The sequence below is a fragment of the Xenorhabdus sp. TH1 genome (assembly GCF_037260955.1).
GTDB classification, from domain to species: domain Bacteria; phylum Pseudomonadota; class Gammaproteobacteria; order Enterobacterales; family Enterobacteriaceae; genus Xenorhabdus; species Xenorhabdus griffiniae.
In genome coordinates, this window is the sequence record NZ_CP147734.1 from 2,400,174 (window position 1) to 2,423,320 (window position 23,147).

Here is a 23,147-nt window from a genome sequence, read left to right on the forward strand (position 1 = left end):
AGCGAATCATTCTACTCATGATCGCCACGAATACCAAACCACTGATGATACCATCGTGAGACTATTTGTTGTCGATAACCTTTTAATTTAATGTCATCGCGATAAACATAGCCGGTTATCTGACCAGAAACCGCTGTGCTATGCCATTTAATGCCAGCATTTTTGTAGCGTTGTTTCACCTTTGCTGAAGGCAATCGCCACGGGCTATAGCGTGCAACTGAAGCCAGAGCATATCGAGGCATAACTCTGCGTATAAACACCGAAGTAGAAGAAGTGTTACTCCCATGATGAGGTACTTGTAGTATTGTTGCACGCAGATGATCCTTCTCAAGCTCCAATAAGCGGTATTCGCCCAGCTTTTCTAGATCTCCTGTTAATAGCAGACTGTATCTACCATCATCAATACGGATCACGCAAGATTGATCATTGCCAACTATAACTGACTTTTCTGGTGGCCAAAGAACGGCAAAATTTAACCCCTGCCATGTCCACTTTTCACCACGGACACAAGGTAAATGAGCCTGATTTAGAGAAGGGCTTCTAATTTGGATATCGGGATACTTTTCAGCTAGATATTCCATTCCTCCCGTATGATCCAAATGATCATGACTCAGGATTATTTGCCCTGGTGTTAACCGATGCCAACGTAAATAGGGTTCAATAACTTTTTCTGCCATGCTGCCCGTTTCCCAACGATTTCCTGTATCAAATACAATCGCTTCCCCTCCCTTATCGATGACCACAGCTAATCCATGCCCCACATCCAGCATGGAAAAACGCCATTGATAATCATTAGAACGTTTGGAATAACACGCAATGATTCCAATGCAAACGCCCAACAACCATTTATAGGAGCGCCACCAACCTAAGCGCCAAATCACAACAAAAAACCAGCCGATTAACGTAATACCTATCGGATAGTACCCTGTTTCAAACCATGAATATGTCAAAATAGGTAAAGGTGCCAAAGCAAATAAAATGCTGTAATCAACAAGCTGCCATAAAAAGGGTTGGATCACCGGAAGAAAGAGACAAACCATCCCCAACATAACCAACGGAACAGATAAAAAAGAGATAATTGGAATAGCCCACAGGTTAGCCACCAATGATGCAATATTAACGCTCTGAAATAACAAAAGCTGTAACGGTAACAACATTAGCAACATGCCCAACTGCATATGCAGTGCGCGCAGCCATGACCACTGCCACCCCTGACGTATCTTTTCTGGCAAAGGCATCCAATAAAACCAAAATAACAGTGCCATTACCGCAGTAAATGAGAGCCAAAAACTGTCAGAAAGTATTGCCAAAGGATCGAAAAATAAAATCAGGGCGGCACTCCATAAAGCCCATTGCCATGAAAAACACAGCCGGCTTTTGCACCGTAAATAAATCCATAAAGTTAACCCTAATATTGCCCGAACGGCTGGAATTCCCCAACCAGATAACCATCCATACAGCATTGCGGTTAACCAGCCCATGATCAATGGAAAGCGAAATCCAATCCATTTTGCAGGAAAAAAAAATTGCGTCATTCTTGCAAAACTCCAGCCAAATAAGCTGGCCATTGCAATATGCAGCCCTGAAATTGCCATCAAATGCGCAATACCTGTCTGCTGTAATAGCAAGCGAGTGGATTTATCCAACCATATCCTTTCACCAAACGAGAGTGCTAATGCAATACCCGCCTGTTTTAATGGCTGAATTTCTGGTAACAAGTTATTAATGAAACTTTGTCGGAGATCACAATTTTTATCGAGTGGCGCTGCCTCTATAATTGTTCCATTCAATGGTTGGCGAATAGAAAGTGAATATCGTTGGCTATCAAAACTACCATGGTTTAATTGAGCATGAACAGGCCTGAGTTTCATTGTCATCTGCCACTTCTGGCCAGCGCATAGCAACTCTTGAGAATTCCATGATACTGACGCATATAAGGCAGGAATAATATATTTCCCATCACTCTCAATCAGCTTAATACGATAACGCGCCTTCTTATCTTCCTTCTTCGTATTATTTTCCAACGATACACTATCAATCATAACGATTGCAGTGCGGGATGTTTCGCTGAAATAAGCCACTTGTGCCAATATATGCTGGCCATGCCAACATCCGAAAATAAATGCCCATAATGCTAATGATACTAGTCGTATAATCTTATAAGGAAAAAATAATAAGCAAAACGCAAGGATAACCAGGTATTGAATGACTTTTTGTTGAGGAAGCTCTGCAAGGAATAATAAGGGAAAAACTCCCAATATAATGGCTAATGCCGCCCAATTTAGACTGATAAGTGGCGTTGGTTTTCGCCAAATGGTAAATAAACAGGTAAAAAGAGAAAATATTATCGGCTGCATCCATTATGCCTCTGTGCTGACATTCCATTCACGCAAGAGAGCTTATGACATAGTAAATCTTACTGCCAGTTAGAGAAATGTTTTCGTGGAATCGCTTCGCAAATTAACTTTTAAACAAAAGAAACGATCTCAAAAAAATACGTCTATTCTCACAAAAATTAGAGATACATTAATACCCATCTCACTTCAAGATGCATATTGTTTATCCCGCTTCGCGGGGAAAAACAATGAGTTACGTTATCTTATAATGAGCAACTTGAAAGGCGATTAGTATATACAAAAAACGGCACCGCAAGGTGCCGTTAGTTTAATTAAGTAATAACTGATATCTTAGCTATCGCTATAGATATTCACGCGGTCACGTAACTCTTTACCGGGTTTAAAGTGGGGAACATATTTACCGTCCAATTCCACTTTTTCACCCGTTTTAGGGTTACGACCCACACGCGGAGCCCGGTAGTGAAGAGAAAAGCTGCCGAATCCGCGAACTTCAATACGTTCACCTGCGGCTAGTGTTTCTGCCATATGATCAAGCATTTCTTTCACTGCATCTTCAACGGCTTTGGCCGGCATGTGAGATTGCTGCTCTGCAAGTCTTTCGATTAATTCAGACTTGGTCATGGTACCTCCCTAAACTACCGTATTCGGGTAACATTCTCATTATAGAGAACATTACCCGCCGTTATTGACTTAGATTATTCGCCTTTAGCTGCTTTGAAAGCTTCAGCCATTGCGTTGTTAGCAAAGTTTGTGTCTTCTTGTTTGTTCACAGAAGCGATAGCGTCTTTTTCATCAGCTTCGTCTTTTGCACGAACAGACAGGTTGATTACGCGGTTTTTGCGATCAACGCCAACATATTTAGCTTCAACTTCATCGCCAACGTTCAGAACTTGAGTTGCATCTTCAACGCGGTCACGAGAAGCTTCTGATGCACGCAGGTAACCTTCAACACCGTCAGCTAATTCAACTGTAGCACCTTTTGCGTCAACTGCAGTGACTTTACCAGTAACAATAACACCTTTCTTGTTTACAGACAGGTAATTGTTGAATGGATCTTCTGCCAGTTGCTTGATGCCCAGAGAGATACGCTCACGCTCTGCATCTACTTGCAGAACTACAGCAGCGATTTCGTCGCCTTTTTTGTATTCACGAACTGCTTCTTCACCTGCAACGTTCCAGGAGATGTCAGACAGGTGAACCAGGCCGTCGATGCCGCCTTCCAGACCAATGAAGATACCGAAGTCAGTGATAGACTTGATTTTACCTTCAACGCGATCGTTCTTGTTGTGAGTCTCAGCAAATTGCTGCCAAGGGTTAGCTTTGCACTGTTTCAGGCCCAGGGAGATACGACGACGTTCTTCATCGATATCCAGAACCATAACTTCCACAACGTCACCAACGTTAACAACTTTGGATGGGTGGATGTTCTTGTTGGTCCAATCCATTTCTGAAACGTGTACCAGACCTTCAACACCTTCTTCGATTTCAACGAAGCAGCCGTAATCAGTCAGGTTAGTTACGCGACCAGTCAGTTTAGTACTTTCTGGATAACGTTTAGCGATTGCTACCCATGGATCTTCACCCAGTTGTTTCAGACCCAGAGATACGCGAGTACGCTCACGGTCGAATTTCAGTACCTTAACTGTGATTTCATCGCCCACATTGACAATTTCGCTTGGGTGCTTAACACGTTTCCAAGCCATATCAGTAATGTGCAGCAAGCCATCAACGCCGCCCAGATCAACGAATGCACCGTAGTCAGTCAGGTTCTTAACGATACCTTTAACTTCCATGCCTTCTTGCAGGTTTTCCAGCAGCTGATCACGTTCTGCGCTGTTTTCAGATTCGATAACTGCACGACGAGAAACAACTACGTTGTTGCGTTTCTGATCCAGCTTGATGACTTTGAACTCAAGCTCTTTGCCTTCAAGGTGAGCAGTGTCACGAACTGGACGAACGTCAACCAGTGAACCTGGCAGGAACGCACGGATGCCGTTCAGTTCTACAGTGAAGCCACCTTTTACTTTGCCATTGATAATACCAGTGACAGTTTCAGCTTCTTCGTATGCTTTTTCCAGCATCAGCCATGCTTCGTGACGTTTCGCTTTCTCACGAGACAAGACAGTTTCACCGAAACCATCTTCTACCGCATCCAAAGCTACGTCGATTTCATCGCCAACCTGGATTTCCAGCTCACCTTGAGCATTTTTGAATTGTTCTACAGGAATTGCAGATTCTGATTTCAGGCCTGCGTCAACCAATACAACGTCTTTATCGATAGCAACCACGACACCACGAACGATGGCGCCTGGACGAGTTTCGATAGCCTGTAGGGATTCTTCAAAGAGTTGAGCAAAGGATTCTGTCATGTTTATGATCTTCAAGATTTTTAATTAACGTCCATTAAGCTTCCAGCCGAATGGGGTTGTTTTACATACCTCACAACTTTTCCCTGTTACAAGGTGTTTTAGTGTACCAGAATATTTCACTACCAATACACTAGAATTCTATATACATCTTCTTGATACGCGACTGCAATAGTCTATTTGCGAAAATTAACGATTATGCGGGTATTTCCAGCGCGTTTTTCACATAAACCAGTGCTTTATCAATCACTTCTTCGATAGACATACTGGTCGAATCCAGGATCAATGCATCTTGTGCAGGCACTAAGGGCGCAACAGCCCGATTGCGATCGCGGAAGTCCCGTTCTTGTATCTCGGACAAAAGATTTTCAAAGTTAACACTAAAACCTTTCTCCTGCAACTGCAACATACGTCTGCGGGCGCGTTCTTCCGCACTTGCATCAAGAAATATTTTCACTGGCGCGTCAGGAAAGACAACTGTTCCCATATCACGGCCATCAGCTATCAGCCCAGGCGCAATGCGGAAAGCCCTCTGCCGACGTAAAAGTGCTTCACGGACACGTGGGAATGTTGCCGCTTGCGAAGCCGTATTTCCAACGGTTTCGGTACGAATTTCATTGCTGACATCTTCGCCTTCCAGAATGACCCGGAGTTTGCCATTTGCAGGCAAAAAACGAACATCCAGGTTTGCAGCCAGAGGAACCAGTGCGTCTTCAGACTGGATATCCACCTGATGATGGATGGCAGCCAGTGCCAATACACGATAAATGGCACCTGAATCAAGCAACTGCCAATCTAACGCTTCAGCCAATGCCTGACATAGTGTTCCCTTGCCAGCACCACTTGGCCCATCAACGGTTATTACTGGGGCTATCACCGCCATCATTATCCTCCTTTTCGCATAACATTCGTATAACAGACAGGTCATTTACCGAATGCAAAAAATTGCTTAATTAGCAAGCAATAAAAACCGATCCTATTATACGCGCTCAGCAGATGAGAGAAACAGGCAAAGCCCATTTATTTCTATCCCTACCGACTTTTGCGTCTCCCTCTACTTTACATATTGACTGAGCTTTTCGAGCTGATTGAAATAGTCTGGGAATGTCTTTGCTGTACAACCTGGATCAAGGATAGTAACTGGAGTATCCGACAGGGCTACCAACGAGAAACACATCGCAATGCGGTGATCATTATAGGTCGCAATTTCAGCATGATTGAGCTTTTCTGGCGGAGAAATTCGAATATAATCATGTCCCTCTTCCACTTCGGCGCCTACTTTTCTCAATTCGGTTGCCATCGCATTTAGTCGATCGGTTTCTTTTACCCGCCAATTGTAGATATTGCGGATAACGGTTTCTCCCTGTGCAAATAACGCCGTTGTCGCAATTGTCATTGCTGCGTCAGGAATAGCATTCATATCCATATCAATGCCCGTCAATGTACCACGCTCACATTCAACAAAATCGTCCCCCCACCGAATCGTTGCCCCCATCTGTTCCAATACATTGGCAAATTGGGTATCCCCTTGCAGGCTATTTCTGCCAATGCCCGTAACACGAACGGTTCCACCTTTAATTGCCGCTGCTGCCAGAAAATAAGATGCCGATGAAGCATCGCCTTCTACCAGATACTGCCCCGGAGACAAATATTGTTGCTGACCTCTAATGTGAAAAACCTGATATTGTTCATTGTCTACTGTTACACCAAAACTTTTCATCAGTGCCAATGTAATATCAATATAAGGTTTAGAGACCAAATCACCTTGTATGTGGATTTCCGTGTCATTTTTTGCCAATGGCGCTGCCATCAACAAAGCGGTCAGAAACTGGCTGGAAACAGTGCCATCAACGGTGACTTTTCCGCCTAGAAATCCCCCTTTGATATGCAAAGGCGGGTAATTTTCCTGTTCAAGATAATCAATTTTTGCCCCACCTTGACGCAATGCATCGACCAAATGACCAATTGGACGTTCTTTCATCCGCGGTTCGCCGGTCAACACTACATTTATGCCGCTGTCTCCTAAACTGCTGTCCCCTAAACATAGAGCCGCGGCCAATGGGCGCATTGCTGTACCGGCATTGCCCAAAAACAGTTCAATATCACTTTTGCCCGTGATACGGCCTCCAATACCATCTACTTCACAGACAGTCCGATTGTCAGAGAGACGATAGGAAATACCCAATGCAGCCAGAGCGTTAAGCATGTACCGGATATCATCGCTGTCCAACAAATTGGTTAATCGGGTTGTTCCCTTAGCAAGTGCAGCGAGTAACAAAGCGCGGTTAGAAACGCTCTTAGAACCAGGCAAATTAATTGTCCCATTAATATGGGAAATAGGTTGTAACGTCAGGGATTGCATAAAGAGAGGAATCTCCAGATATGATTTTAGTTTTTAGGATAGATCGAGGATTTTGAGATCGGGAGGCGTTATCCCTCCCGACGATAAAAAATTATGCGTTGCGGCGTTCAAAATCAGCCATAAATTCAACCAATGCGTTTACGCCTTCATAAGGCATAGCATTATAAATCGAAGCACGAGCGCCACCCGCAACTTTGTGCCCTTTCAATGCATGTAGCCCGTGTGCATAGGCTTCTTCCAAAAACTGACCATCTAATGCGGGGTTAGCCAGTTGGAAAGGAACATTCATGATAGAACGGTTTTGAGGAGCGACACGGTTGATATACAACTTACTGTTATCAACGGCATGATAAAGGTGTTTGGCTTTAGCATGATTACGTTTACTGATCTCTTGTAACCCTCCCTGCTCTTTCAGCCACTTGAATACCATGCCAGACAGATACCATGCAAATGTCGGTGGCGTGTTATACATGGAGTCGTATTGAACCTGCACAGTATAATCCCAAATAGATGGTGTATGTGGGTGTGCTTTACCCAGCAAATTTTCACGGATAATGACGACGGTAATCCCTGCTGGCCCAATATTTTTTTGCGCCCCGGCATAAATAACACCATAACGGCTAACATCAATGGGTGCAGAGAGAATGGTTGAAGAGTAATCGGCAATGACAATTTTATCATCGCCGAAATCAGGCTCTTCAAAAATGGCAACGCCTTCAATCGTTTCATTAGGACAATAATGGACATAGGCAGCATCACTGCTCAAAACCCATTCGCTCATCGGCTTCGCACTTTTGACACCGTTCGTTTCTGTTCTGATATCAATGATGTTTGGCGTGCAATATTTTTCTGCTTCTTTCGCTGCACACTCAGACCAGTAGCCACTAACGATATAATCTGCAGTCGATTTATCACCCAGTAAGTTCAGTGGTAACGCCGAAAATTGCCCACGAGCACCGCCGTGACAAAACAGCACCTTGTAATTCTCAGGTATGGCTAATAAATCTCGGAGATCTTTTTCTGCTTCTGCCGCAACAGCCACAAATTCTTTGCTGCGGTGACTAATTTCCATTACAGATGTCCCCAAGCCGTGCCAGTTGCAAAGTTCCTGCTCTGCACGTCGTAACACTTCCGCTGGCAACATAGCTGGGCCAGCGCTGAAATTATATACCTGACTCATTAACTTCACCCTATCAATGGATACAATAAAATCGGACGCATTGGTTTTATCATTCTCGCCCTGCCACTGCAATAATTATTAAACATTTGTTACAAACGACAGTATCACTTTCTGATAGACCTTCTTATTATAAATAACGCAATGAATTATATACCAATCTAACTTCAAGATACGTGTGATTTCTCCCCCGTTCCGCGGGAAGACATCAGGTTTCATATAGTGTTGTAAATTGTAACTTGAAGTTACATGCATATAATCAAAATAGCGGAAAGTCAGGAAAGATAATCTGGGTAATATCAGTTTTATTTAATACCAAAGGTAAGAAAGGCGATTAGGATGTTAATAATGGGAAAAAGTATACATCTGAAAATAATTACCTTACAAAACCCCAAAAAGTTAAAAATAAATTAATTTCGATATAAAGCCAAAGAATAAAAAGTCATTTAACAGATAATTTATCCAAAAATCACGGATAAAAAAGAATATAAAAAGGCGCATTTAATGCGCCTTTTTATATCGTTAATCAGGAATTAATATTTATTAAACATTTCCTGAATTTTTTCTACATCAGAAGTTTGCGTCAGAGCTAATTGCAGAAGAACGCGCGCTTTCTGCGGGTTCAAACGCTCTGAAGCCACAAACCCATATTTGCTGTCGTTAACTTCCGCATTTTGGGTAGTGTAGCCGAAAGGAATACGGCTGGAGCGAACAACAACAACACCTTCTTTAGCCGCTTTAGCTAATGTGTCAAAAATGGACTTATAGATGTTACCGTTACCTACACCGGCACTGATAATACCTTGATAACCATTTTCAACGAAAGCTTTTGCTGGCAAATCAGACGCATTGGAGTAGTTATAAACGATGCCAACTTTTGGCAATTTATCCAGTGTGCTCACATCAAAAACTTCTTTATTCGCTTTCACTGGTGCCGCAGAATAGTAACGCACTTTGCCATTGTGAACGAAGCCCTGTGCACCAGCATTCACAGCCTGAAATGCCTGAACTGCCGTTGTGCTCAGTTTACTGATATCACGGCCATGAATAACGGAATCATTCATGGCAAGCAGGACACCACGGTTTGCCGAGTTTTTATCCGCAGCAACAACCACGGCGTTGTACAAGTTCAACGGACCGTCAGCACCCAGCGCTGTAGATGGACGCATTGCGCCAACCATCACAATAGGCTTCTGGCATTGGGTAGTCAGATCGAGGAAATAAGCAGTTTCTTCCATGGTATCAGTACCGTGGGTGATCACAAACCCGTCGGTTTTATCACATTCTGCATTGATTTTCTTCGCCAGAGTCAGCCACACCTGATCGTTCATGTCCTGAGAACCGATGCTAACGACCTGCTCACCTTTCAAATCAGCAATATTTTTAATTGCCGGTACAGCATTCAGCAGGGCATCAATGCCTACCTTACCAGCTGTATAATTAGATTGCGTTGCAGATTCACCACCCCCAGCAATCGTGCCCCCTGTGGCCAAAACAGTAACATTTGGCAAAGCGAAAGCAGAACCGCTAACTAAAGCCAGAAAACCGGCTATTGCTGTTATTTTAGTCTTTTTCATTATTCAACCTCTTGTAAAAAAAGCCATTTTATTATGTAAACCAAGAATAAATAAACTCTAATTAACAATAATTTTTTGGAATTGATAGAGTGGATAAAAAAAACGCCGTATGATATGCGCCTTTAACATAAATTGAAGTGAATCACGATGACGCAAACCTATATCCCAGGCAAAGACGCCGCGTTAGAGGACTCCATTAATCGCTTTCAGCACAAATTGAAGTCCCTTGGTTTTAATATTGAAGAAGCCTCATGGCTGAATCCTGTTCCGAATGTTTGGTCAGTACATATTCGCGATCGTGACTGCCCACTGTGCTTTACCAATGGCAAGGGGGCCAGCAAGAAAGCGGCATTGGCTTCTGCTTTGGGTGAGTATTTTGAGCGTCTATCGACAAACTATTTCTTTGCTGATTTTTATCTAGGCAATACCGTTGCCAATGGCGAGTTTGTTCATTATCCAGATGAAAAATGGTTCCCGTTGCCAGAAGATGACTCTCTGCCAGAAGGGATTTTAGACGAGCGTCTGCATCGTTTTTACAATCCAGATAACGCGCTCTGTGCTAGCCAGTTAGTGGATTTGCAGTCTGGTAATGAAGAACGGGGGATCTGCACCCTGCCATTTACTCGCCAGTCAGATAATCAAACGATTTATATTCCAATGAATATTGTCGGAAATTTGTATGTTTCAAACGGCATGTCAGCCGGCAATACCATGAACGAAGCACGTGTGCAGGGATTATCTGAAGTATTCGAGCGCTATGTGAAAAACCGCATTATCGCAGAGTGCATCAGTCTGCCTGAAATTCCACAAGATATTATGGATCGCTACCCAAGCGTCGTTGAATCAGTCAATAAGTTGCAGGAGGAAGGTTTCCCGCTCTATTGTTACGATGCCTCATTGGGTGGGCAGTTCCCGGTCATTTGCGTTGTACTGTTCAATCCTAATAATGGCACCTGTTTTGCCTCCTTTGGTGCCCATCCTGATTTTGGTGTTGCATTGGAGCGTACAGTTACAGAACTGTTGCAAGGCCGGAGCCTGAAAGATCTGGATGTCTTCACGCCACCAAGTTTTGATAATGAAGAAGTTTCTGAACATACCAATCTGGAAACTCACTTTATTGATTCAAGCGGTGTAATCAGTTGGGATCTCTTCAAGCAGGATGCGGACTATGCATTTGTTGACTGGAATTTCAGTGGAACAACAGAAGAAGAGTTCTCCACCTTGATGGGGATCTTCAATAAACTGGATGCTGAAGTTTATATCGCTGATTATGAGCACCTTGGTGTTTACGCCTGCCGCATTCTGGTTCCTGGTATGTCAGATATTTATCCTGTCGAAGATCTGCACATTGCCAATAACATAATGGGAACTCATCTGCGTGATACCATCCTGGCATTGCCGGAGAGTCAATGGCAACCAGAAGAGTATCTGGCTCTTCTCGAACAGTTAGATGATGAAGGCTTGGATGACTTTACCCGTGTCCGTGAGTTATTGGGCATTGCTGTGGGTAAAGATAACGGTTGGAGCAATCTGCGTATCGGTGAATTGAAATCGATGCTGGCACTGGCAGGCAAAGATTTGGAACAAGCCTTGATTTGGGTGGAATGGACACAGGATTTCAATGCTTCCGTTTTCACCACTGAGCGAGCGAACTATTACCGCTGCCTGCAAACGCTGTTACTGTTAACTCAAGAAGAAGATCGCCAACCAGAGCAATATTATCAGGCATTTGTAAAAATGTACGGTCAAGACACTGTCGATGCTGCTTCAGCAGCCATTACCGGAGAAAACAGCTTCTATGGTCTATGGTCTGTTGACTCAGAGTTAAAAGCATTACCAGCCCATCAAGCATTATTAAATGCTTATGAAAAATTGCAAAAAGCCAAGCGTGAATTTTGGAGCAATAAATAACCTGTTGTATATGAAACCTGATTTCTCCCCGTTTCACGGGGGAGAAATCACACGCATCTTAAAGTTAGATTGGTATATTAACGTTTATTAACCGTAAAAAGTAAAATACAGGTTAAATATAATTTATTTTGAAATAACAAATAAATGACAATTTAGCCTGTTATTTTACTTTTAAGATCTAAAAGGCTAAAACTGCTTATATAAAATATTTTTATAAATTTTAAAATATATTTTTCTTTATAAATCATATCATTAATACCATATCACCTCATTTAAACGGCTATATCTCATTAGACTTTCGGTCTAATATGATCCATATCAAATTCAGGTCAATCCCCGTTTGTTACTATCAATGCGTGCTATGATTAATTAAGGATAAAGAGAGTGTTAGGATGAAAACTGACAGCCCTTTCAATTTATTTTCACCTGCTGTAATGGCACAAATCGCTGATGACATTGGTGTATATAAAGTCAATAAACATCCTACAGTGACTTATTTATCGGCAATCATGGCAGGTGTATTTATTTCCATTGCTTTTGTTTTTTATATTACGGCAACAACAGGAACATCTTCCATTCCTTATGGGTTAGCTAAATTAACGGGTGGGATCTGTTTTTCCCTTGGTTTGATGTTGGTCGTTATTTGTGGCGTCGATCTCTTTACTTCCACCGTGTTGACGATCATTTCAAAAGCGACAGGGCGTATTACCTGGTCTCAAATGTTCAAAAATTGGATTAACGTTTATATCGGTAATCTGATTGGCGCTCTGTTTTTCGTCGCTTTGGTTTGGTATTCCGGCCAATATACTGTCGCCAATGGTACTTGGGGGTTAAATGTATTGCAGACAGCCGATCATAAAATGCACCACTCCTTTATTGAGGCAGTATGCCTGGGCATTTTAGCCAATCTGATGGTATGTCTTGCTGTCTGGATGAGCTATGCCGGACGCAGTCTGATAGATAAGTTATTCGCGTTGATCCTGCCAATTGGCATGTTTGTTGCCAGCGGTTTTGAACACAGTATTGCTAACATGTTTTTAATTCCATTCGGGATCATTATCAAAAACTTCGCACCAGATGAATTTTGGCTGAAAACAGGGACAACCCCTGAACGATTTCCACAACTTAATGTTTCAAGCTTTATTACCGATAACCTGATCCCTGTCACGATAGGTAACGTTATTGGTGGTGCGATATTGGTTGGGTTGACTTATTGGTTGATTTATTTACGTGGCAGCAAAAAACATTAATTCGCCGCCAAATCAAGTTTCTTAAAAGTTCCACTGTTAAAAGGTAGAAGTATCATGTCCGAGTTAAACGAAAAATTCTCAGTAGCATGGCAAGGCTTTAACGAGGGTAGCTGGCAGAATGAAGTCAACGTCCGTGATTTCATCCAAAAAAACTACACCCCATATGAAGGAGATGAATCATTCCTTGTGGGTGCCACAAAAGCAACAGACGCTTTGTGGGAAAAAGTCATGGAAGGTATCAAAATCGAAAACCGCACCCATGCACCGCTAGATTTTGATACTGACATTGCGTCTACAATTACCTCTCATGATGCAGGTTATATTGAAAAAGATCTGGAACAAATTGTTGGTCTGCAAACCGAAGCGCCACTGAAACGTGCCATTATTCCATTTGGTGGCATTAAAATGGTTGAAGGTTCTTGTAAAGCCTATAACCGCGAACTAGACCCAAAACTGAAACAAATTTTCACTGAGTATCGTAAGACTCATAATCAGGGGGTATTTGATGTTTACACCCCCGATATCTTGAAATGCCGTAAATCTGGTGTATTAACTGGCTTGCCTGATGCCTATGGCCGTGGACGCATCATCGGCGATTACCGTCGCGTTGCGTTGTATGGTATTGATTTCCTGCGTGATGAGAAATTTGCTCAATTCACTTCCCTACAGGAAAACCTGGAAAATGGCGAAGATTTGGAAGCAACCATTCGCCTGCGCGAAGAACTTGCCGAACAGCATCGTGCTCTTGGTCAAATCAAAGAGATGGCGGCTAAATATGGCTATGATATTGCTAGCCCCGCTACCAATGCCAAAGAAGCCGTACAATGGACTTATTTTGCTTATCTGGCAGCCGTGAAATCCCAAAACGGTGCTGCAATGTCCTTTGGGCGTGTTTCTACCTTCCTGGATATCTACATTGAACGTGATATTCAAGCGGGTAAGTTGACTGAACAACAAGCCCAAGAACTGATAGACCATTTGGTCATGAAACTGCGTATGGTGCGTTTCCTGCGTACTCCAGAATATGATGAGCTGTTCTCTGGTGACCCCATTTGGGCAACTGAATCGCTGGCGGGTATGGGTTTGGATGGCCGTACTCTGGTTACAAAAAACAGTTTCCGTTTCCTACATACGCTATATACCATGGGACCATCCCCAGAGCCTAACATGACCATCCTGTGGTCTGAAAAACTGCCTGTTAACTTTAAAAAGTTCGCAGCAAAAGTTTCGATCGATACTTCATCCCTGCAATATGAAAATGACGATCTGATGCGTCCTGACTTCGACAGCGATGATTACGCTATCGCGTGCTGTGTCAGCCCAATGGTGGTTGGTAAACAAATGCAGTTCTTCGGCGCCCGCGCAAATCTTGCAAAAACTATGCTATATGCCATCAACGGCGGTGTAGATGAAAAAATGAAAATGCAAGTTGGCCCGAAAGAAGAACCAATGAAAGACGCGGTGCTGGATTATGACAAAGTTATGGCGCGTATGGATCACTTCATGGATTGGCTGGCAAAACAGTATGTCACTGCCCTGAATATTATCCACTACATGCATGACAAATACAGCTATGAAGCTTCATTAATGGCACTGCACGATCGTGATGTATACCGTACCATGGCATGTGGTATCGCCGGTCTGTCCGTTGCCGCTGACTCATTATCTGCCATTAAATATGCGAAAGTTTCCCCAATCCGCGATGAAGATGGCCTGGCAATTGATTTCAACATTGAAGGCGAATACCCACAATTTGGTAACAACGATCCGCGGGTCGATGATATCGCGTGTGATCTGGTTGAACGCTTCATGAAGAAAATTCAGAAGCTGCAAACATACCGCAATGCAGTTCCAACCCAGTCTGTACTGACCATTACCTCAAACGTGGTTTATGGCAAAAAAACGGGGAATACTCCAGATGGACGTCGTGCTGGCGCGCCATTCGGACCAGGTGCTAATCCAATGCACGGCCGTGATCAAAAAGGGGCGGTTGCTTCATTAACTTCGGTGGCGAAACTACCATTTGCCTATGCCAAAGATGGTATTTCATACACTTTCTCTATCGTACCGAATGCACTGGGTAAAGATGATGAAGTTCGTAAAGCAAATCTGGCGGGCCTGATGGATGGTTATTTCCATCACGAAGCAGATATCGAAGGTGGTCAGCATCTGAACATTAACGTGATGAACCGCGAAATGCTGTTGGATGCCATGGAAAACCCTGAGAAATATCCGCAATTGACTATTCGCGTATCGGGCTACGCGGTGCGGTTTAATTCTTTGACTAAAGAACAGCAACGAGATGTTATCACCCGTACATTTACTCAAACCATGTAATTATTAAAAATGACAGATAATAAAGGCTCCTTTAATCTTGGAGCCTTTATTAGCTTGCTAGTTTTGGAGAAGTCCTTTCATGTCCGTACTTGGCCGTATCCATTCTTTTGAATCTTGCGGAACCGTAGATGGCCCCGGTATCCGCTTTATCGCGTTTTTCCAAGGTTGCCTGATGCGCTGCCTCTATTGCCATAACCGCGATACTTGGGATACCCATGGCGGAAAAACCGTAACCGTTGAAGAATTAATAAAAGAAGCAACGACCTATCGACATTTTATGAATGCTTCAGGGGGTGGAGTCACCGCTTCCGGTGGTGAAGCCATTCTTCAGGCCGAATTTGTTCGGGACTGGTTCAGGGCTTGTCATGCAGAGGGCATTCATACCTGCCTGGATACTAACGGCTTTGTTCGCCGTTATGATCCGGTGATCGATGAATTATTGGATGCTACCGATTTGGTTATGCTGGATTTAAAACAGCTCAATGATGATATTCACCAAAAATTAATTGGCGTGTCCAATCATCGGACTCTCGAATTTGCCCGTTATCTGGCAAAACGTAATCAAAAAACGTGGATCCGTTATGTTGTTGTTCCCGGTTGGTCTGATGACGATCAATCCGTTCATTTACTTGGTGAATTCACCAAGAATATGAAAAATATTGAAAAAATAGAGCTATTACCTTATCACGAATTGGGTAAACATAAATGGATTGCCATGGGTGAAGATTATAAACTGGAAGGTGTTAAACCGCCTCCAAAAGAAACAATGGAGAGAGTAAAAGGTATTCTAAAAAGTTATGGGCATCATGTGATTTATTAGTCATGAATGACTGCTATCTGCCTTTCAGTTATTAATTTACCCGTAAAAAAAGCGCCGAATAATATTGGCGCTTTTTTTATTAAGAATATACCAATCTCACTTCAAGATGCATGTAATTTCTCCCCGCGAAGCGGGGAGAAATCAGGTTTCATAGCGTGTTATAAATTGCAATTTGAAGTTTAATGCGTATAGATGGCATTAACCAATGTATTCCAACCCATTCATATAAGGGCGCAATACTTCTGGGATTTCAATGCGGCCATCCGCCTGCTGATAGTTTTCCATCACAGCAACCAGGGTACGACCCACCGCAAGACCAGAACCATTCAATGTATGTACCAACTGAGTTTTCTTGTCATCTTTACCACGGAAACGCGCTTGCATACGACGAGCCTGAAAATCCCATGTGTTAGAACAAGAGGAAATTTCACGGTAAGTATTTTGCGCTGGTAGCCAAACTTCCAAATCGTAAGTTTTTCTTGCGCTTGCCCCCATATCACCCGTGCACAGCAGCATTTTACGGTAAGGAAGATTCAGTAACTGTAATACTTTCTCAGCGTGCCCTGTCAATTCTTCCAGGGCTTCCATGGATTTTTCTGGATGAACAATTTGAATCAACTCAACTTTATCAAACTGGTGCATACGGATAAGGCCACGGGTATCACGGCCATAAGAACCTGCTTCAGAACGGAAGCAAGGTGTATGCGCCGTCATCTTCAATGGCAATACGCTTTCATCCAAAATTTCATCACGAACTAAGTTAGTAACCGGGACTTCCGCAGTTGGAATCAAAGCATATTGGCTGCCAGCCTCTTCTTCCAATGGTCTGGTATGGAACAGATCTTCACCAAACTTAGGTAACTGACCTGTACCATATAAAGAATCATGGTTAACCAGATAAGGGACGTAAGTTTCCAGATAGCCATGCTGTTCTGTATGCAGATCCAGCATGAACTGGGTAATGGCACGGTGCAGACGAGCGATCTGTCCTTTCATTACGACAAAACGTGAGCCAGTTAATTTAACCGCAGCCGCAAAATCAAGGCCATCAGTCAGTTCACCTAGTGATACGTGGTCTTTGACTTCAAAGTCATATTGACGTGGTTCACCCCAACGGCTAATTTCCAGGTTATCACTATCATCTTTTCCGTCAGGAGAAGAATCATCAGGAATATTGGGCATGCTTAATGCGATACTACGGATCTCAGCCTGCAAAGTGTCCAGTTCAGCTTTTGCTGAATCCAATTTTTCTCCCAATAGATTCACTTCCTGACGCAGTGGTTCAATATCTTCACCACGGGCTTTCGCTGCACCAATAGCCTTCGATCGGGAATTACGTTCTGCTTGCAGGGTTTCAGTTTCAACTTGTAAAACTTTACGGCGCTCTTCTAATTTGCGCAGCGTCTCCACATCAAGGGTATAACCCCTGCGAGCCAGTTTTTCGGCGACTGCGTCTAGCTCATTACGCAGTATATTTGGATCGAGCATGCTAGTCCTGTGCTTGTTGTTATTGAAAAATGGTTATTGAAAAATCGTCAAAAACTACAGCTTTTAGCTGTAATTTGGCATTGTTGGATATAAACCTTACCGTATCAGGAAAATTAACGATAGCGTTTTATTGGGCTATTTTGATCCTGTTCCAGGAGCCAGTTTAACTTTTCACCTATCTTACCTTCCAGCCCTCTGGCAGTCGGGTAATAATAACGTGTTTGTTGCATTTCTGGCGGAAAATAGACTTCACCGGCAGCATACGCATTCGCTTCATCATGGGCGTAGCGATACTCTTCACCAAACCCAATTTCCTTCATCAGCTTAGTCGGAGCATTACGCAAATGAGCTGGGACGTCATAATCTGGTTTGTTTTGCGCATCCGCCATAGCTGCCTTAAATGCGGTATAAACAGCATTACTTTTCGGGGCACAAGCAAGATAAACAATTGCCTGTGCGATCGCTCTTTCTCCTTCAGCCTCTCCTACACGCGTAAAACACTCCCATGCAGCAATGGCGATCTGCATTGCGCGTGGATCAGCATTACCCACATCTTCAGAAGCAATAGCCAGTAACCGACGAGCAACATAAAGGGGATCACCCCCTGCGGTAATAATTCGAGCGTACCAGTAAAGTGCGGCATCAGGTGCTGAGCCACGGATTGATTTATGCAAAGCAGAAATTAAATCGTAATATCGGTCACCTTTATTATCAAACCTGGCACTCCTCTCCCCACTCACTTCTTTCAGTAATTCCGGCGTCAAAACCCGTTGCCCTTGCACATTGGTTTCTGCCATGTCCGCCATCATTTCCAACAAATTCAGTGAACGGCGTGCGTCTCCCGCCACAAGCTCTGCTATCATTTTGCGAGTATTATCTGGTAATACAATATCTTGCCCGCCAATACCACGCTCTGTATCATTAATAGCCTGAATAAGCACCTGTTCAATTTCTGCCGTCGAAAGCGACTTCAATAAATAGACACGGGTTCGTGACAACAAAGCTGAATTTAATTCGAAGGAAGGATTTTCAGTGGTTGCACCAATAAATGTGATGGTACCGTCTTCAATATGTGGTAAGAACGCATCCTGCTGACTTTTATTAAATCGATGAACTTCATCAACAAATAAAATCGTTCTGCGCCCTGCGTTACGATTTTGTCGCGCCTTTTCTATGGATTCACGAATTTCTTTTATGCCAGAAGTGACTGCCGAAATACGTTCGATATCAGCTTGCGCGTAATAACCAATAATTTCAGCCAGTGTTGTTTTTCCTGTTCCAGGCGGCCCCCATAAGATCATGGAATGAAGGTGACCAGCTCGGATTGCGCGTGGCAAAGGCTTTCCTTCCGCCAGTAAGTGTTGCTGGCCGATATACTGATCTAATGTGGCTGGCCGCATTTTGGCGGCCAGCGGTTGAAATTCATTTTGTGAAAAATCGAGAGAAAGATTGTTCACTTAAACCTCACTGGCGTTGATCATCCAGCGTGACACCTTCTGGTATAGTAAATTTGAATTTCGCCGCATCCACATTTACATTTTGCTGCCCTTTCAATTGGTAAGCACTTTTTTGCCCATCCTGTTCAACGGCAGTGAATTTTTGGATTGTTCCTTCTGGTGTCACGGTAATTGAAAAATGTCTTAAGTTACCACTGGTATTATAGGGAGTCAGCTCGAAATTATTACCGTCTTGCATAACCTTGTACTGTTTCCAGTCGGCAGGATCATTGCGCGCAATCAGCATAAATGGCGTATTCCCCGTTGCTTCTTTTAACCAATTTGCCGTTACCTGTTCAACAAAAGGGTTATAAAACCACAGTGTCTTGCCATCAGAAACCAAAATACCCTCATCCGGTGACGTCATATGCCAGTTAAACAAATTAGGGCGTTTGATCCAAAGCTCCCCTTCCCCTTTTTGAACCGTTGAACCATCATTGCTAGTCACTGTTTGAGTGAAACTGGCATGAAAGCTATTCACCTTTCCCAAGCGCCCTTGCAGATCCTGCGTCGCATCAGCCCAAGCAGAACCTATGCTCACACTCATCATCAGGCAACCAATCAACATCAGTTTTTTCATGTGCGAGATACCTTCAATTCGTTTTATTATCAGCTATTAATTGCCGATACTATTTATATTTTATAGCGATAATCAATGTTCATGCGGTGGAGGTGCCAAAACTTCACGATTGCCATTATGTCCAGGTGCACTCACTATCTGTTGTGCTTCCATTTGTTCGACAATTCGAGCCGCCCGGTTATATCCAATCCGAAATTGACGTTGTACACCAGAAATAGAAACACGGCGTTTTTCGATTACAAATTCAACCGCTTGATCAAACAAGGGATCTAGTTCTTCATCACTATCAAATCCCATGTTGCCTTCACCGTCATCTCCTCCTTTGACAATATTGTCTATATATTGAGGACGACCACGAGCTTTCCAGTCATTGACGACTTCATGCACTTCTTGATCACGTACGAATGCACCATGGACACGTACAGGAATGGAAGAATTTGGCGCCAAATAAAGCATGTCTCCCATACCAAGCAATGATTCTGCACCACCTTGATCAAGGATGGTACGGGAATCTATTTTACTGGATACTGTAAATGCAATACGTGTCGGAATATTGGCCTTAATCAGTCCGGTGATAATATCAACGGAAGGGCGCTGAGTAGCCAATACTAAGTGGATACCTGCCGCTCGTGCTTTCTGGGCCAAACGTGCAATTAATTCTTCCACCTTTTTTCCCACTGTCATCATTAAGTCGGCAAACTCATCAACCATGACAACAATATAAGGCTCTTTTTTCAGCATAGGATGCGTTGCATCCATGCTGTCACCTGGTTTCCAGAACGGATCAGGGATCGGGCGACCCATGTTTTCTGCTTGCTTGATCTTGTCGTTATAACCTGCAATGTTACGTACACCTAAAGCTGACATTAGCTTATAACGTCGTTCCATTTCATTGACACACCAACGCAATGCGTTAGCTGCATCTTTCATATCGGTGACAACTTCGGTCAATAAATGTGGAATACCCTCGTAAACCGATAACTCAAGCATTTTCGGGTCAATCATAATAAAGCGAACATCTTCTGGTTTCGCTTTATATAGGATACTGAGGATCATCGCATTAACCCCTACTGATTTACCCGAACCTGTCGTTCCTGCTACCAGTAAATGAGGCATCTTACCCAGATCAGCCACAACCGGCTGCCCTGCAATGTCCTTTCCTAACACGATAGTTAACGGTGAAGGATTATCACGGAATTTATCACAATCCAAAACTTCCCGCAGATAAACTGTTTGGCGTTTTTTATTGGGTAATTCCAAACCAACATAAGGTTTTCCTGGAATAACTTCCACAATACGGACGGCTACCGCTGAAAGTGAACGAGCCAGGTCACGTGATAAGTTAGAGATACGCGAGGCTTTCACTCCAGGAGCTAAATCCAATTCAAATCGGGTGATGACAGGCCCTGGAGAGAATCCAACAACATCCGCTTTGACACGATAATCATTCAAACGCGCTTCAATTAAACGCGAGGTTTGCTCAAGGGCAAACATATCAACCGGTTCTTCTTCTACCGGTGGTTCAGCCAAAAGATCCAAAGAAGGCATCGGCGTCGTTGGTTTTGGCAATGGTTGATCATTGCGTATCAAAAATGGATGGAATAGGCTGTCTTGCTGCGGTTGCTGCGGTTGCTGCGGTTGCTGCGGTTGCTGCACAAAAGTATGCTGATTTCTCGATTCATGAGAATCAAGAGAAGTCGCTATATTTTTCTCCTGAACGGGTTGAATCTGCGACTCTGTTGGCATAAATACAAATTCGGTAGGTTCAGGTTGATTCAGTTGGTAACGTTCACGTTGCTGTTGCTCAAATGCTATCCGCAACGCTTCTTCCTGTGCTTTTGGCTCATCTACTACTGGCTGATCGTTTACTATTTGTTCGCCTATAAACTGCTTACTTACACGACTTTCCGTAATTGGTTGCTTATGTATCAGCGTACTCTCTTCACGGGACTCTGGTTCTTTGTTTCCTTGCTCAAAATCAGTACCATAACGCTTACGTTGCTGCTCAAGGAATTGCTGGCGCAACATGTCTTGCTGTTGGGCATCCATCCGCTGCTCATTGGCTTCTGCAATCAACTCGTTCTGTCTCTCTTTTTCTTTCCGTTGCATGTGTTCTGCCAAACGGTGAGAAGGCACTTTGATGCCATACAATTCACGACGTGTTGGGATCCTAACTGGATTGGGGCGCGGCATTTCAGGGCCAATACCTTGTTTAACCTGCGGGTTCCTCGCCACAACAGCCGGGCTTGCAATATCCTCTGCCTCATTTTTCGTATTAACATTATCATTTTCAGGCAGAGCAAATGTATCTGTTACTTCATCTTGTAAATGCGTATTTGTGCCCGCAGAACTGTTTGTAGGTAGATTTGAAATAACCCGAGAAAAGTCATCTGATTGTGAATTTGTACCTGATTGGTCATCATCTGGTAGTTCAAAAGAATAGAGAACAGGTTCTTGTTCCTGAGATTGATCCAATGCTGGAGAAGTTGATGCAGGCTGTAACGCTGGATCTGTATTCGCTAATTCGGCTAACGTTGGAGCAGTCAGTAATACATCATCGTCATCTAGCGTTTCAGCAGCAACCGCAGATTTGACCACTTCATGTTTATCTGCCTGTTCCACATGTTTTTGTTCACTGGCTGGATGTTCGGGAACTAGCGCATTCTCGTCATCTCCAGCATTATTGCGACCTCGATTGACGACAAAACTCAGTGAATCAAGAATAACCGCACCAATTTTTTCTGCAATCGCGAGCCATGACCACCCCGTAAACAATGTGAATCCAATAGCCCAAATACCCAACAAAGCCAAGGTGGCTCCCAGGATATTAAACCAAGGCAGAATCGCATTGCTGAATAAATTGCCAATGACTCCGCCAGCAGCAAAATCATTTAAATCATCAATATTGAGTGCAGCCAAACCACATGACGTCAGTATCAGGGCTAAAGCACCAATAACGCGTAATGCAAGTGTGAAAAAATCCGTATATTCTTGCCTATCTTTCTGACGGAAGACATTCCAACAACCTAATAACATAAATGGCGGAACTGCATAAGCAAGTATACCAAATGCCGAGAATAGCGTGTCAGATAACCAAGCACCAACACTGCCTCCCCAATTGTGGACAGGTTCATGCCATGACGTCTGTGACCAACTGGGATCAGATGGATTAAAGCTGATAAGCGCTACCATCAAGTACGCGGCACAGATAGCAATAACCAACAGAACGGCTTCCAGAAGCCGGCGGCCACTGCTTATCTTCTTTAATTTAACACGTTTGTCTTCTGTATATTCCTGGTTCAAGAAAGGCTCTCCAGGTTTTTCTGTTGATTAAAAAAACGGAACAACGCTGAGGGTAGCTCAGCGTTGAAACTGTATGCATAAACAGGAGTGTACCTAAGTTTTTCCTATTTTGCATCTGTACAT

General features: G+C 43.4%; 15 protein-coding genes. 4 read left to right on the plus strand and 11 right to left on the minus strand.

Going from position 1 to position 23,147, the window contains the following annotated elements; genetic code table 11:
• Positions 1–11: 11 nt before the first annotated feature.
• The 7 genes from WDV74_RS10560 to ansB form a co-directional block, all read right to left on the minus strand.
• Positions 12–2,357 carry a ComEC family protein gene (locus WDV74_RS10560; RefSeq protein WP_338882727.1) on the minus strand — a complete coding sequence of 782 codons (2,346 nt, stop codon included), beginning with the start codon at positions 2,355–2,357 and terminating at the stop codon, positions 12–14.
• 330 nt (positions 2,358–2,687) lie between these two features.
• Positions 2,688–2,978, minus strand: a complete 291-nt coding sequence (gene ihfB / locus WDV74_RS10565) for an integration host factor subunit beta (protein WP_047767557.1) — start codon at positions 2,976–2,978, stop codon at positions 2,688–2,690.
• Positions 2,979–3,052: 74 nt separating this feature from the next.
• Positions 3,053–4,726 carry a 30S ribosomal protein S1 gene (rpsA, locus tag WDV74_RS10570; RefSeq protein WP_099133860.1) on the minus strand — a complete coding sequence of 558 codons (1,674 nt, stop codon included), beginning with the start codon at positions 4,724–4,726 and terminating at the stop codon, positions 3,053–3,055.
• A 193-nt stretch (positions 4,727–4,919) separates the two neighbouring features.
• On the minus strand, positions 4,920–5,606 hold the full coding sequence (gene cmk / locus WDV74_RS10575; RefSeq protein ID WP_338882728.1) for a (d)CMP kinase: 687 nt from the start codon (positions 5,604–5,606) through the stop codon (positions 4,920–4,922).
• 171 nt (positions 5,607–5,777) lie between these two features.
• The gene (gene aroA / locus WDV74_RS10580) at positions 5,778–7,085 is read right to left on the minus strand and encodes a 3-phosphoshikimate 1-carboxyvinyltransferase (protein WP_338882729.1); all 1,308 of its coding nucleotides are present in this window, start codon (positions 7,083–7,085) and stop codon (positions 5,778–5,780) included.
• A gap of 91 nt (positions 7,086–7,176) precedes the next feature.
• Positions 7,177–8,265, minus strand: a complete 1,089-nt coding sequence (gene serC, locus WDV74_RS10585) for a 3-phosphoserine/phosphohydroxythreonine transaminase (RefSeq protein WP_338882730.1) — start codon at positions 8,263–8,265, stop codon at positions 7,177–7,179.
• Positions 8,266–8,795: 530 nt separating this feature from the next.
• The gene (gene ansB / locus WDV74_RS10590; protein ID WP_338882731.1) at positions 8,796–9,839 is read right to left on the minus strand and encodes an L-asparaginase 2; all 1,044 of its coding nucleotides are present in this window, start codon (positions 9,837–9,839) and stop codon (positions 8,796–8,798) included.
• Positions 9,840–9,986: 147 nt separating this feature from the next.
• Between ansB and ycaO the strand changes: the two genes are divergently transcribed.
• The 4 genes from ycaO to pflA all read left to right on the plus strand — a co-directional run bounded on the left by ycaO (position 9,987) and on the right by pflA (position 16,157).
• Positions 9,987–11,750 (plus strand): 30S ribosomal protein S12 methylthiotransferase accessory factor YcaO, encoded by a 1,764-nt coding sequence (gene ycaO, locus WDV74_RS10595; protein WP_338882732.1) that lies wholly within the window; start codon positions 9,987–9,989, stop codon positions 11,748–11,750.
• Between the two features lie 392 nt (positions 11,751–12,142).
• Entirely contained in the window at positions 12,143–13,000 is an 858-nt protein-coding gene (focA, locus tag WDV74_RS10600; RefSeq protein ID WP_338882733.1) for a formate transporter FocA, read from the plus strand.
• Positions 13,001–13,054: 54 nt separating this feature from the next.
• Positions 13,055–15,337 carry a formate C-acetyltransferase gene (pflB, locus tag WDV74_RS10605; protein ID WP_338882734.1) on the plus strand — a complete coding sequence of 761 codons (2,283 nt, stop codon included), beginning with the start codon at positions 13,055–13,057 and terminating at the stop codon, positions 15,335–15,337.
• Positions 15,338–15,416: 79 nt separating this feature from the next.
• Positions 15,417–16,157 (plus strand): pyruvate formate lyase 1-activating protein, encoded by a 741-nt coding sequence (gene pflA, locus WDV74_RS10610; RefSeq protein WP_338882735.1) that lies wholly within the window; start codon positions 15,417–15,419, stop codon positions 16,155–16,157.
• 198 nt (positions 16,158–16,355) lie between these two features.
• On the opposite strand, the gene serS is transcribed toward pflA, so the two are convergent.
• From serS to WDV74_RS10630, 4 genes are all read right to left on the minus strand, one after another.
• Positions 16,356–17,645: a serine--tRNA ligase gene (gene serS, locus WDV74_RS10615; protein ID WP_338882736.1), complete on the minus strand. Its 1,290-nt coding sequence runs from the start codon at positions 17,643–17,645 to the stop codon at positions 16,356–16,358.
• A 113-nt stretch (positions 17,646–17,758) separates the two neighbouring features.
• The gene (locus WDV74_RS10620) at positions 17,759–19,102 is read right to left on the minus strand and encodes a replication-associated recombination protein A (protein ID WP_338882737.1); all 1,344 of its coding nucleotides are present in this window, start codon (positions 19,100–19,102) and stop codon (positions 17,759–17,761) included.
• 7 nt (positions 19,103–19,109) lie between these two features.
• Positions 19,110–19,721: an outer membrane lipoprotein chaperone LolA gene (lolA, locus tag WDV74_RS10625; RefSeq protein WP_338882738.1), complete on the minus strand. Its 612-nt coding sequence runs from the start codon at positions 19,719–19,721 to the stop codon at positions 19,110–19,112.
• A 72-nt stretch (positions 19,722–19,793) separates the two neighbouring features.
• The gene (locus WDV74_RS10630; RefSeq protein ID WP_338882739.1) at positions 19,794–23,024 is read right to left on the minus strand and encodes a DNA translocase FtsK 4TM domain-containing protein; all 3,231 of its coding nucleotides are present in this window, start codon (positions 23,022–23,024) and stop codon (positions 19,794–19,796) included.
• Positions 23,025–23,147 lie beyond the last annotated feature (123 nt).

Coding starts and splice junctions, on each gene's coding strand:
- WDV74_RS10560 (WP_338882727.1), bottom strand. CDS start 2,357: ATGCAGCCGATAATATTTTCTCTTTTTACCTGTTTATTTACCATTTGG.
- ihfB (WP_047767557.1), bottom strand. CDS start 2,978: ATGACCAAGTCTGAATTAATCGAAAGACTTGCAGAGCAGCAATCTCAC.
- rpsA (WP_099133860.1), bottom strand. CDS start 4,726: ATGACAGAATCCTTTGCTCAACTCTTTGAAGAATCCCTACAGGCTATC.
- cmk (WP_338882728.1), bottom strand. CDS start 5,606: ATGGCGGTGATAGCCCCAGTAATAACCGTTGATGGGCCAAGTGGTGCT.
- aroA (WP_338882729.1), bottom strand. CDS start 7,085: ATGCAATCCCTGACGTTACAACCTATTTCCCATATTAATGGGACAATT.
- serC (WP_338882730.1), bottom strand. CDS start 8,265: ATGAGTCAGGTATATAATTTCAGCGCTGGCCCAGCTATGTTGCCAGCG.
- ansB (WP_338882731.1), bottom strand. CDS start 9,839: ATGAAAAAGACTAAAATAACAGCAATAGCCGGTTTTCTGGCTTTAGTT.
- ycaO (WP_338882732.1), top strand. CDS start 9,987: ATGACGCAAACCTATATCCCAGGCAAAGACGCCGCGTTAGAGGACTCC.
- focA (WP_338882733.1), top strand. CDS start 12,143: ATGAAAACTGACAGCCCTTTCAATTTATTTTCACCTGCTGTAATGGCA.
- pflB (WP_338882734.1), top strand. CDS start 13,055: ATGTCCGAGTTAAACGAAAAATTCTCAGTAGCATGGCAAGGCTTTAAC.
- pflA (WP_338882735.1), top strand. CDS start 15,417: ATGTCCGTACTTGGCCGTATCCATTCTTTTGAATCTTGCGGAACCGTA.
- serS (WP_338882736.1), bottom strand. CDS start 17,645: ATGCTCGATCCAAATATACTGCGTAATGAGCTAGACGCAGTCGCCGAA.
- lolA (WP_338882738.1), bottom strand. CDS start 19,721: ATGAAAAAACTGATGTTGATTGGTTGCCTGATGATGAGTGTGAGCATA.